This is a genomic window from Pseudanabaena sp. PCC 7367 (genome assembly GCF_000317065.1).
Lineage (GTDB): Bacteria > Cyanobacteriota > Cyanobacteriia > Pseudanabaenales > Pseudanabaenaceae > Thalassoporum > Thalassoporum mexicanum.
The window spans coordinates 2741050-2753167 of the sequence record NC_019701.1 but is presented as its reverse complement, the minus strand read 5'-3'; the positions used below and the strand labels follow the sequence as shown (position 1 = coordinate 2753167).

Below are 12118 nucleotides of genomic sequence, written 5' to 3'. Positions count from 1 at the left end.
TGGACTTTGGCAGGATCTTGAAATCATAAAAAACCTTGTTGGTTTGAACCAGCCAGCGTTTAAAATAGTCATCTATATAAAAAGTGATCCTGCTGGAAAAAGCTATTTTGCCATAGACTTTATCTAATAGACCTAATAGACCTACTAGATTTAATTGGCTTAGCGCTCAATCAATATTTGCTTTTTGATTCCCCGCCAGACCCACCATAAAACATTGTAATGATATTCAAAGCAGAATTTCGCCGCACTAAAATAGTTGCCACGATCGGGCCCGCCACCAATAGCCCAGAGGCGATCCGACAATTAATTGAAGCGGGTGTTTCTACTTTTCGGCTGAATTTTTCCCACGGCACCCATGCCGATCACCATCGCAACATTTGTAGTATTCGCCAGATTTCTTCGGAGTTAAATCAGCCCGTTGGCATCTTGCAGGATTTGCAAGGCCCCAAAATCAGATTGGGGAAATTTGATTGCGGTTCTATCTTCCTAGAAAATGGGGATAAGTTCATTCTCACCAGTCGGCGCGTGGAATGTACCCATGAGATTAGCTCGGTCACCTATGAAGGGCTGGCAGAGGAAGTCCCCTTGGGGGCAACGATCATGCTGGATGATGGCAAGGTGGAGCTGCGGGTTGAGCAAATCGATCGAGAAAATCAAGATTTACATTGCGTGACTGTGATTGGGGGCGTGCTCTCTGACAGTAAGGGTGTAAATTTTCCCAATGTACATCTTTCGGTTAGTGCCTTAACCGATAAGGATCGTGAGGATTTGCGGTTTGGCCTCTCCGAAGGGGTTGATTGGGTTGCCCTTAGTTTTGTGTGTAGCCCTGAAGATGTCCTAGAACTCAAAGAATTAATTGCTAAATGGGGACGTAAGAGCGTTTCTGTGATCGCCAAGATTGAAAAGCATGAGGCGATCGCCCAGATGCAAGAGATCCTGGCGGTTTGCGATGGTGTGATGGTGGCCAGGGGCGATCTAGGCGTAGAAATCCCCGCCGAAGATGTGCCACTGGTGCAAAAGAAATTAATCAGCAATGCTAACCAATTGGGGATTCCGGTAATTACGGCCACCCAAATGCTCGACAGCATGGTCAGTAGCCCGCGACCTACCCGCGCTGAGATCTCGGATGTGGCTAATGCGATTCTGGATGGCACCGATGCGGTGATGCTTTCCAATGAAACTGCGGTTGGAAAATATCCAATCAAGGCAGTGCAGACAATGGCGCGGATTGCGATGCGGATCGAAAAGGAACATCGCCTCGAACCCACCGATAATATTGGCTGTTCGGTGCCCAGCGCGATCAGTCAAGCCGTTAGTAAGATCGCCAATCAACTCCATGCCTCGGCCATTTTGACCCTAACCCGTACTGGGGCAACTGCCCGCAATGTGAGTAAATATCGTCCGCCGGTGCCGATCATTGCCGTTACCTCCCATGTGGATATTGCCAGACAACTGCAATTGGTGTGGGGGGTTAGACCCTTGATGGTGTTATCTTTGCCCTCGGCCAGGCAAAACTTCACTGCGGCGCTGAATGTAGCCCAGGAGAAAAAGCTTTTGGCGGCAGGCGATCTAGTGGTGATGACTGCTGGCACGTTGCAAGGGGTTGCTGGCTCCACCGATCTGATCAAAGTTGAGATTGTCTCCGCGATCGTTGGTACTGGACTCAGTATTGGCTATGGCATGGTCAGTGGTCGCGCCAGAGTCGCCCATCACTATTTGGATGTGCAGGATTTCCACCCCGGTGAAATTTTGGTAGTGAATCGCACTGATGCTGACTTTATCGGGATCATTCGCAAGGCAGCGGCGATCATCACCGAAGAACCAAGCCTGGACTCCCACGCTGTGGTGATTGGTAGGCGATTGGGGATTCCAGTATTAGCTGGTGTGAGTGATGCCACGATCAAGGTGCGGGATGGCGAAACCCTGACAGTTGATTTTCCCCGTGGGATCGTGCGATCGGGTTCCCCGGTTGAATCACAAACTAAGCAATATCACTAGCAATCGCTTGTTCTGGCTGGCTAATGCACAAGATCACGGTTATAACCACTATTGAACTGCCATGTATCGCTAATGTAGATGTATGTAATTCGCTTTGTTTATAAAGAACAGCGATCGCTTTAATTAGCTACAGTTAGTTAACTAATGCTTAGAACATAAACTGCTCAGAGATTTTGCTAGAAATCAATCAAGGGTATCCGCATTGTACTCATCAACTCTTTAAATGATAAAAATAATAAAACTGTTGATGAGCATTTTGAGTTTGCGAACTATATTATTTGAAATAGCACTGAGTGATCTTTGAGGTTAGAACATGCCGCAAAAGCTACTGTTTGTCTGCCTGGGGAATATTTGCCGATCGCCGTCGGCTGAGAATATTATGAATGAGCTGGTGGCACAGGCTGGCCTAGAGAAACAAATTATTTGTGATTCGGCTGGCACTGGTGCTTATCATGTGGGCGAACCACCCGATCGACGTATGTCCTATGCTGCTTCACAACGGGGCTTGCAATTAAAAGGTCGGGCGCGGCAATTTGTTGTGGATGATTTTGAATCGTTCGATCGCATCTTTGCGATGGATCGCTCTAACTATCAAAATATTTTACGCCTTGATCCCCAGGGTAAATATAAAGACAAGGTGGAGCTAATTTGTAGCTATTGCAGTGAGCACAACGACAGCGAAGTGCCTGACCCCTACTATGGCGGTGATGCCGGGTTCGATTATGTGTTGGATTTGCTCTATGATGCCTGCGGTAATTTGCTCAGTGAACTAGAGGAGCAAGTATGAGGCTGGCGCTAGGCAAGGCAAAGCATCACTAAAAAACCAAAAAAAACCCAATAAAACAGCGAAGCACCCCCGAAGAGGTGCTTTACTAATAGACTATGTAAACTCAAGCTCTGGGCTATATTTGCTTACAATCTATAGGTTTCTTAGACTAACCATTGATGGCAGGAGCAGTAAGAGCAACAGGCTGCACATCAGCAGAAGCCAAATCAAGCGGGAAGTTGTGAGCATTGCGCTCGTGCATTACTTCCATACCCAAGTTAGCGCGGTTGATCACGTCTGCCCAAGATGGAACCACACGTCCTTCACTGTCCACGATCGACTGGTTGAAGTTGAAGCCATTCAAGTTGAATGCCATCGTGCTTACGCCCAGAGCAGTGAACCAAATACCGGCCACTGGCCACAGTGCCAAGAAGAAGTGCAAGCTACGGCTGTTGTTGAAGCTGGCATATTGGAAGATCAAGCGACCAAAGTAACCATGGGCGGCCACAATGTTATAGGTCTCTTCTTCCTGACCAAACTTGTAACCATAGTTGGCAGACTCGTTCTCGGTCGTCTCACGAATCAAGCTGCTGGTCACCAAGCTACCGTGCATTGCACTGAACAAGGCACCACCGAACACACCGGCTACACCCAACATGTGGAAAGGATGCATCAAAATGTTGTGCTCTGCTTGGAATACGATCATGAAGTTGAACGTACCACTGATTCCCAATGGCATACCATCGGAGAAACTACCTTGACCCAACGGGTAAATCAAGAATACGGCGGTGGCGGCGGCGACTGGAGCACTGTAGGCTACAGCAATCCATGGACGCATACCCAAGCGGTAGCTCAATTCCCACTCACGACCCATGTAGCAGAAAATACCAATCAAAAAGTGGAAGGCTACTAGCTGGTATGGACCACCGTTGTAGAGCCACTCGTCTAGGCTGGTTGCTTCCCAAATGGGGTAAAAGTGCAGGCCAATGGCGTTCGAACTTGGCACAACTGCCGCGGAAATCATGTTGTTGCCATACAGAAGTGAACCGGATACTGGCTCACGGATGCCGTCAATGTCCACGGGGGGAGCGGCGATGAAGGCGATTACGAAGCAGATGGTTGCAGTTAGCAAACAAGGAATCATCAGTACGCCAAACCAACCAATATATAGGCGGTTGTTGGTGCTGGTTACCCAGTTGCAAAACTGATCCCACAGGCTAGCGCTCTCGCGGCTTTGTACTGCGGTTGTCATGTTTAGATGTTATTCCTAACTCTTCAAGTTTTGCTTAAAAGAAAAATGCAATTTGTAATGCATTGATAACATTGTATCAAATTGTTAAGAAGCGTACAAGAGTTACAAGGCCATGTAGACATTAATAAATTATAACGTTCACGATCGCCCTGCTAATTCTATTCATAAATCCATCCAGCGGTAGTTGACTTCCAGCTTGCTAGCTCGGCATCACTAAACCAAAGCGCGATCTCACGGGTGGCAGTGTCTGGCGCGTCAGAGCCATGAATGATATTGCGGCCAATTTCGATCCCAAAATCACCCCGGATTGTGCCGTTGTCTGCGCTGAGCGGATTGGTGCTACCGATCATTTTGCGAGCGGTGGAAATTACTTCCTTGCCTTCCCACACCATCGCCACCACGGGACTGGAGGTGATGAAGTCAACTAACCCCCCAAAAAAAGGCTTTTCTTTGTGTTCAGCATAATGCTGCTCAGCCAATTCACGACTGACTTGTAGCATTTTTAGACCCACCAATTGAAACCCTTTGGCTTCAAGGCGAGAGATAATATTGCCGACCAGTCCACGCTGTACACCATCGGGCTTGATTGCAAGAAAAGTACGTTCCATAAGTTTGTATATTGTCAATTTTTGGATCTAGACGATCTAAATTATTCCATGCTCTGGAACATCTGATCCCATAGACAAAAGACTTAAATAGATCAGGCGCGATTAAAAATAACGATCGCCTCAAAACTGAATTGCTCCGTTAGCAATCTTTTATGATCGAATTGGAGCAAACTGACTTTGCCTAATACCTGGCTTGAACAAGTGTTAATTACTGGCGATCCCCAATAAATCGCGTACCTCATTGCGCAGGGCGATCGCGGCTGGGAATTCGGGATTAATTTCTAATGCCTCATCCAGGGCGATCAATGATTCCTGATAGCGCCGCAGTCGATAGAGGGCAGTTGCTTTACCATAGAGGCTATCAGCAGTGGAGATGCCACCCCAAAGGCGAGGCACTTCGATCGCCTTATTGTAGGCTTGGAGGGCGATCTCATATTCACCCAGCTCATACATGGCAATGCCGCGATTGTGCCAGGCTTCGGCGAAGTCAGTGGCATAGTTAATCGCTTCATCATAGGACTTGACCGCTTCTCGATATTCCCCCGCATCCAAAAATACATTGCCGCGCTGATACCAGGCCGTAAAATGGCTCGGTTCGATCGCCAATGCCCGATCATAGGAGGTAATCGCGGCGTTGTTTTGCCCCAGATCCGCCAATACATTACCGCGAAAGTGCCAGCCATCGGCATATTGGGGGTATTTTTCCACCGCCCGATCTAAAATTACCAGGGCTGCTTGGTTATTGCCTGCGCGCGCGAGCCGAATCCCCTGCATATATAGGGTAATTGGCTCATCGGCGATCGCCGCTCGATTGGGTTCCAGGTCAGCATTGTTATTGCGAATCCGCACATATTGCTGATAGGAAAAATCGGCATTTTTATAGCGCTTTAACCTGGCCATGGCGATCGCCCGACTTTCCCAGAACAAATAGTCATCCTCGCTGACTGAGTTGCGAATAAAAGTGGCATAGCCATAGTTGGGGATTAAGGTGATCGCTTTGGTATAGGAAACCCTGGACTCATCGTAGCGCCCCAGATTATAGAGCACCAATCCCCGATAGAGCCAGGCATAGCCATAGTCGGGGCGAATTTTCAGGGATCGATCTAATGACACCAGGGCTTGGTCATAGCGTTCGAGATCCACCAGCGCAGTACCACGATTAAACCACCATAGATAATAGTCCTGGGGCTGAATGCGGCGTTTGGTGCTGTTTTGATAGATGCCACCAGGTTGAATCCGAATTGCGCGATCGTAGGCCTGGATCGCCTGCTCGTATTCTCCTAACCCCGATAGGGCAACCCCTTTACCATTCCAGGCTTCGGGATCTTGGGCTCCATCTGGATCTTGGGTGGCGATGTTAAAACAGGCCAATGCTTCGTCATATCTGGCTGCGTCGATATAGGCTGCGCCCCAGAAGATGTAACTACCAGGATGATCGGCAGGCCAGGTACCAATATCACAGATGGCGGCGATCGCCCTGGAATTCGGCAAGGAAGATTGACTATGGGCAGGAGGAATCACAGCATGAGCGCTATAGAGCAAAATGCCCAGAGCTACAGCATTAATTTTGGTGTTCATTTGTCTCGGGGTCAAGTAGTTGGATAATGCACAAGCAAACAGTTGTGGATAAGCTTTTACATATGGTTCCCTGCGATCGCTCATAACCCCACTAGTGAGCTGGGATTTAGAGCAATAATTTGGGATTATCAATACTTTGCCACCGATAGAGGGTCTTCTTCTTCTCTGCAACTTACACATCCCATAGGGCTAGCCCATGATCACGTTAAGTTTGACTAGAGCAACTTTATAACCCAATCAAAATTCAATTAAAACCAGTTCATTCATGTTCTAGTCCGCCCTTGATGGAGGAGCAGGATCATAACTTGGCGCAGGCACAACTGGCGGTGGATTGTAAACAGGGGCAGGTGGGCTATACCTGGGGGGCGGATTATAGCGCGGTGCTGGCTCATAATAAGTGGCCGCTGGTGGATTATAAATATTTCTGCGAGGCGCTGGTGGTGGATTGTAAACCGGAGCAGGTGCGATCGGCTGGCTAGGTTGATTGGCGGCAACTATTTGCGATTGGGCTTCCTTAATCACAGTCTGTGCCTGATTTTGCCAATGGGGAACAGGAGTGACTTGCCGCGCCGCAGCGATCGCCCCGCGCCATTTACCTTGACTCAGTTCCCGCTTTGCTTTGACCAAGGCCAGGTCATTTTGCTGCTTTTCCTGTTGCCACAGCGCCAGGCTGGAAAGCGCGCTACCCTTGAGTTCACTGGTCTCAGGGATCGTGGCGATCATTTTGCCCGCATCCTCCAGTTGTCCTTTGTAGTAGAAGGCTTGAGCCAGCTCCAGAAGCCGTTGGGAGGATTGCTCAATTAATTGCTGGGATTCATTGTAAGCATCGGTGTTGGGGGATATCCTTGCCGCGATCGTAAGTGCTTCTTTGAGCTTGCCAGAATCCATCAGGCTTTGAGCCAAGACCAGTTGTTGACTGGCTAGGAAATCTTGCTGAGCCGACTGACAGGATTGCATTACATTTTGAAGCGCCAGGGCGATCGCCTGGTTACCAGCGTTGGCCTGAGCCTGATTGATACAAGCTTCATAGTTGCCAGCAGAGCGATGGGCGGCGGCCATTTCCACATTTTCTAAATCCTGCTCAGCGACCCGCGCCCGGTTATAGCCATAACCAAAAGTAAGCGCCACAACACCTACCCCTACTATACCCAGAGCGATCAAAGGCTGATAGCGCCTTGTGCCGGAGTTAGAATCTGGCTCTGCCTGCTGATCTCGATCGTCTCGCTGATGATAGTCATGCTGCCGTTGTCGAAATTTGGTCAGCCCATCTAATTCATCTAATTCATTTAATTCATTTAATTCAGCAGCAAGAGCATCAGGGGCTGGCTCGATCGGCTCTGGCTGTTTACGGCGATTGTCGAGGTCTAATTCATAATCATCAAACAAGCCATCCAAATAGACAGTGGCTTCCTGCTTGGCGCGTTTATCAGCATCGGACAATACCTCCAACTGCTGGGGGGGATGATCCTGAGTATTATTGGTTTGATCTATTTGATCTAATTGTGGTGGTGGTGGTGGTTCGCTGCGGTTGGTGGGCTCTGGGGGATTGAAAATAGGTAGCGCTGGAATGGGCGATCGACTAGCTGGCTGGCGATTAGGCTTAACCCCATTTTGATTTGGGGCTCCTTGGTGGCGCTGCTCAGTAGGATGCTGAACTGAACTGGCGCGATTGGGAAGGCGATCGGACTGCAAGTCCATTGGTGTAGGCAGCGCAAAATTAGTTTGCTTAGTCGGCTTTGGCCTAGCTTTAGAATTAGAAGATTGAAGCTTAGATTTGGACTTTGATTTATATCTATATTTGAGTTTAGGTGGGGGGGTAGTTCTGGAGTTAGCTTTGGCCTTAATATTAGGAGCTTTCACATTAGGAGGTAATGGAGGCAATGCACCATGATCTAGGCTAATTGGTGACGACTCAGTTATTGATGTTATTGGCGTTGCTTGCCTCTGGGTTACATCCCCAGAATCATTAGAATTATTAGAATCATTTACCTGAGCATTTACTTGAGATCGATCGGCAAACTCTGGTTGATCGCTGACCTGATTATCTTTATTGCCGTTGCCATTATTTTTATGTCCATTGCGATCGCCAGCCATCCCATTAGCTAGCATCATTGCTGCGGCCATAGACCAACCATCTGAGCCTATTTCATTATTATTATTAGTATTGGCCTGGTCTACGTTATTGATGTGCTCGATATTGTTAGGATTATTAGCGCTGGCTTGGTCTAGATCCTGGTTGCTTGTGCTTGAATTAGCTTGGGTAGATTGAGCTTCAGCTAGTTGATCAAATTGCTCTATTTGTTCAATTAATCTGTCAGCATCAATTCCCTGCTCGGTGGGATCGGTGCGATGATTAAAATTATTAAGATTCGGCTCACCAGTTAAAGCAATAGGCCGATCGGACTGATCGGACTGATTGGCATGGTTTGAGTTGGTTGAATTGATTGAATTGATTGAATTAAGGCGATCGCCTGGATCTGGTCGATCTGTTCCATCTGATCTAACTGACTGAGACTGGGCTGGATTATCTGGTAGTGAGGGGGGATGTTCCTGGGGCTCTGCCAATAATTGATTGACTTCATTATTATCACTATTGTTATCACTGGCCAGATCGTTAGCTGACGCAGACATAGCGATCGTCGCTACCTTGCCATTATTGCCGTTGCTATTTCTGCCATTACCCAGGTGATGATCGCCATTGCTCCCGTTGTCTCGATTGAATGTTGCCCTGGTGCCATTAGTGACATTAGTGCCACCATTATTAGTGCCATTGCCGAGGAGCGATTCATGGCTACCGGAATTTGATAATCCCAACGCATACATCCAACTACGCACTGCCCAGATTGCCGATCGCATCGACATGGGTTGTGCCGACTGGAGGCGATCGCAAAGGCTATGAATATAAGAATCCTGGCTATCCCACACCTCTGTTAGGGTCAACAACTCAGGCACACGCTGTTCTGCTGCAAAAGTCAGCAAATTGATCTCAAGTTTGTATTCACCACAAAGATCCTTAAGCAAGGCCTTCAGCCGTCTGGGATCATCCACAATATTACTGCCGTAGGTGGCAATTATTTCCCGCAGTTTTTGCCGTGATGTGTCACTCATTGAACGCCACTGATACTCATTGTTTGCCAAGAAATCAAAAAGTGATCAAATTACTGGTTTGTGCTCAAGGGGATGATCGCTGCCCCGATCGCGCTATGTTTGACAAAATCCCCTTGCGATCAGCTAGTGCTGCAAAAATTATTAAAGCTGAGCAAATATTAAAGCTAATTCACTCTTGACAGTTCCTGGTCGATTAAGCTACTTTGGCTGTCTTAGCTTGTCCTGGCTTTACTCTGGGTTCCAACTTTGCCACCGTTGTTGGGTAGTTTTGTGATAACCACAAATCCCGACTAATCCACCAGAACATTACCTAACTAGGTTACATTGAACATTATCTGCTAGCATTCTGTCAGTTTGCCATAAGCTAAATGCAAATTAAACTTGCTCATCTAGGCTGCTAACCAGAATTTAATGTAATGGCCTAAGTTTTCTTGTTTTTACTTAACTTGTTGTTTTGTTGTTACTTACAACAATGCCGATCGCAATTGTTGATAGATTTAAACCTGCTTAATCTTTATTTTAAACCAAGCTTACCCAATAACTCCATTGATTAAGTCATTACAGCTAGATCCGGCATCATGCATATTGATGTGGCATTAATGGGAGTAATTAATGGGAGTAATTGAATCAGGCTAACCCCATATGTTAACCATATGTTAAGAGGATAGATTAAATGCAATTGCCCGGTGGCGAGTTATCTCCCCGACCACTTCACTACATTTTAATCCTTGATTGCTCTGGTTCGATGGCAGTTGATGGCAAGATCCAGGCGCTAAATAAGGCGATCGCGGCGGCGATTCCTGGGCTGAGGGCGATCGCCAAAGACTATCCTCAGGTTCGATTATTAGTCAGGGCAATTACCTTTGCCGATGGAGCCAGATGGCACATTGATACCCCTACGCCGATCGAGGAACTGGTCTGGCCCGATGTGATTGCTGATGGTGTAACCGATATGGGCAAAGCATTGGCCTTGGTGGCAGTGCAAATGCGAGCTTCCCGGCTCCACCGCCAGGCTCTACCACCAGTTTTGGTTTTAATTTCCGATGGCTACCCCACCGATGACTATATGGGTGGGATGCGGGTGCTGATGGCGGAACCCTGGGCGCAACAGGCGGTTAAAGTTGCGATCGCCCTGGGGCAAGATGCCGACCACGAAATATTACAAACCTTTATCGATCGGCCAGATCTGCAACCAATGGCAGCTAATAACCCAGAAACTTTACAGGCACAACTAAAGTGGAGTAGCGAAGCGGTCAGAATTAGTGCCGCTAGTTATATCACGGTGGAAAGGCAATTTTTGCCCCTGTCTCTGGATTTGCCAAAATCACCTGGGTTGGAAGCGATCTGGTAGATTGCCCCAAATCCAAGAAATTCAAGAATTGCCAATGCGATCGGTGCTCTATTTGCTTAACTTTTGGCTTAGCTTTCTGAGTAAGTTGCAATTACTGCTTAAATTGCTGCTAATATTTCCGCTAAATATATAGGGTGGCTGAGCCAGGTAAATAACATCATATATTAGCAACGCGGCTGAGAGAGAACCGATAGATTAATTGGATATTTGGATATCTAGATGAGCAGAACCGATCGCTTAAGTTGGCATGTGGTGGGAGAGAGCATCCAGGGCGCAGCCCATAAGAAACGGCATATTCCCAATCGTGACAATATTTTTATCTGGACTCCTGATAATTCAGGGGTGGGGCCACCACTGGTGTTGACCATCTCCGATGGGCGGGGTAGTGCCCGGTGTTGCCGCAGTGACTTGGGGTCTAAGTTCTTGGTCAAGATTGCCACCCGCTTGCTGCAAAATTTTGCGGAGAAATCGCCACCATTAAATAATCAAGCAGCCCTGATCGATAGTAATCAAAAGCTGGGGCGGGCGATCGTGCTGAATTGGCAAAAGGCGATCGAAAAGCACCTGGCGCAGAATAAACTCCGCCCCGAAGAGATCGCCAGGGTGGGCATTGCGGCGGGTAAATCAGCACAACGGGCGATCACAACTGAGCCAGCTTTGGCCTATGGCGCAACTTTGCTGGGGGTGTTGTTAACCGAAACCTATGCGCTCTACTTGAAATTTGGCACCGGCGATCTGCTCAGTGTCGATCGCAATGGCAATCCTACTTCTATTTTTCCTGCTTTTGGGGCTGAGCTAAAAACCGATCAAACCGATGCCTATAGCCATCTCACCAAAAGTAAAATTGTAGACGTGTTGATCAATCCGCTATGGCAAGAGCTGCAAATCCGGCTGGTGCCATTTGTAAACTATGTGCCAGAAATGATCCTGGTTGCCACCGATGGCTATGCTAATTCCTTCAAGACCGAGCTAGATTTCCGGAAAATTGCGCCCGACTATTTGCGCCTGATTGAGAAAGAGGGGATCGGTAGTTTGATTAATAAGCTGGATCTAATCTTGACTGAAACCTCGCATCAGGGAGGTGGTGATGATATTACGCTGGGCTTGCTCAAGTCTTTTGTGGAAGAAGACTTTGATCTAGAAGCTTCTGCCCAAACCGAGTTGGCGCAAAATCTGGCTGCCTTCGATCAAGAGATGGGCATAACCCAGCCACCACCTCAGCACGATCGCCCCAAAACCGCTCTCGATCCGCTCTCGCAACAACTCAATGACTTGGCTGACGAGGAGTTAAATTAGCGATCGGCAAGTTTTGCTCTACCGCGATCGCCCAGGCTGGTTAACCACACTAGACACGATCGGCTTTAATTTAGTCAAATAGTAGATGCAAGGGGTTACTTATTTTGAAATTAGCAACTAACTAATTGACTTAGCTTGACTTAGCCATTTCAAGATCGAGC

The 12118-nt window shown here is 47.8% G+C and carries 8 protein-coding genes; 4 read left to right on the top strand and 4 right to left on the bottom strand.

Annotated elements, in window-relative coordinates; genetic code table 11:
- The first annotated feature begins 219 nt into the window (after positions 1-219).
- Positions 220-1998, top strand: a complete 1779-nt coding sequence (gene pyk / locus PSE7367_RS10895) for a pyruvate kinase (protein ID WP_015165399.1) — start codon at positions 220-222, stop codon at positions 1996-1998.
- Positions 1999-2311: 313 nt separating this feature from the next.
- Positions 2312-2785, top strand: a complete 474-nt coding sequence (locus tag PSE7367_RS10890; protein ID WP_015165398.1) for a low molecular weight protein-tyrosine-phosphatase — start codon at positions 2312-2314, stop codon at positions 2783-2785.
- Between the two features lie 148 nt (positions 2786-2933).
- On the opposite strand, the gene psbA is transcribed toward PSE7367_RS10890, so the two are convergent.
- The 4 genes from psbA to PSE7367_RS10870 form a co-directional block, all read right to left on the bottom strand.
- Complete coding sequence (gene psbA / locus PSE7367_RS10885) at positions 2934-4016, bottom strand: photosystem II q(b) protein (RefSeq protein WP_015164584.1); 1083 nt, start codon at positions 4014-4016, stop codon at positions 2934-2936.
- Positions 4017-4174: 158 nt separating this feature from the next.
- Entirely contained in the window at positions 4175-4624 is a 450-nt protein-coding gene (gene ndk / locus PSE7367_RS10880) for a nucleoside-diphosphate kinase (RefSeq protein WP_015165397.1), read from the bottom strand.
- Positions 4625-4828: 204 nt separating this feature from the next.
- The gene (locus tag PSE7367_RS10875) at positions 4829-6202 is read right to left on the bottom strand and encodes a tetratricopeptide repeat protein (RefSeq protein ID WP_198013408.1); all 1374 of its coding nucleotides are present in this window, start codon (positions 6200-6202) and stop codon (positions 4829-4831) included.
- 270 nt (positions 6203-6472) lie between these two features.
- A complete protein-coding gene (locus PSE7367_RS10870) occupies positions 6473-9310 on the bottom strand; it encodes a tetratricopeptide repeat protein (RefSeq protein ID WP_015165395.1) in 2838 nt (945 codons plus the stop codon).
- Between the two features lie 673 nt (positions 9311-9983).
- Between PSE7367_RS10870 and PSE7367_RS10860 the strand changes: the two genes are divergently transcribed.
- The gene (locus PSE7367_RS10860; protein WP_015165394.1) at positions 9984-10661 is read left to right on the top strand and encodes a vWA domain-containing protein; all 678 of its coding nucleotides are present in this window, start codon (positions 9984-9986) and stop codon (positions 10659-10661) included.
- Positions 10662-10880: 219 nt separating this feature from the next.
- Positions 10881-11957, top strand: coding sequence for a protein phosphatase 2C domain-containing protein (locus PSE7367_RS10855; RefSeq protein WP_015165393.1), 1077 nt, complete (start codon positions 10881-10883; stop codon positions 11955-11957).
- The last annotated feature ends 161 nt before the right edge of the window (positions 11958-12118 follow it).

Excerpts from the sequence above, each read along its gene's own strand:
- pyk (WP_015165399.1), top strand. The coding sequence starts at position 220 with ATGATATTCAAAGCAGAATTTCGCCGCACTAAAATAGTTGCCACGATC.
- PSE7367_RS10890 (WP_015165398.1), top strand. The coding sequence starts at position 2,312 with ATGCCGCAAAAGCTACTGTTTGTCTGCCTGGGGAATATTTGCCGATCG.
- psbA (WP_015164584.1), bottom strand. The coding sequence starts at position 4,016 with ATGACAACCGCAGTACAAAGCCGCGAGAGCGCTAGCCTGTGGGATCAG.
- ndk (WP_015165397.1), bottom strand. The coding sequence starts at position 4,624 with ATGGAACGTACTTTTCTTGCAATCAAGCCCGATGGTGTACAGCGTGGA.
- PSE7367_RS10875 (WP_198013408.1), bottom strand. The coding sequence starts at position 6,202 with ATGAACACCAAAATTAATGCTGTAGCTCTGGGCATTTTGCTCTATAGC.
- PSE7367_RS10870 (WP_015165395.1), bottom strand. The coding sequence starts at position 9,310 with ATGAGTGACACATCACGGCAAAAACTGCGGGAAATAATTGCCACCTAC.
- PSE7367_RS10860 (WP_015165394.1), top strand. The coding sequence starts at position 9,984 with ATGCAATTGCCCGGTGGCGAGTTATCTCCCCGACCACTTCACTACATT.
- PSE7367_RS10855 (WP_015165393.1), top strand. The coding sequence starts at position 10,881 with ATGAGCAGAACCGATCGCTTAAGTTGGCATGTGGTGGGAGAGAGCATC.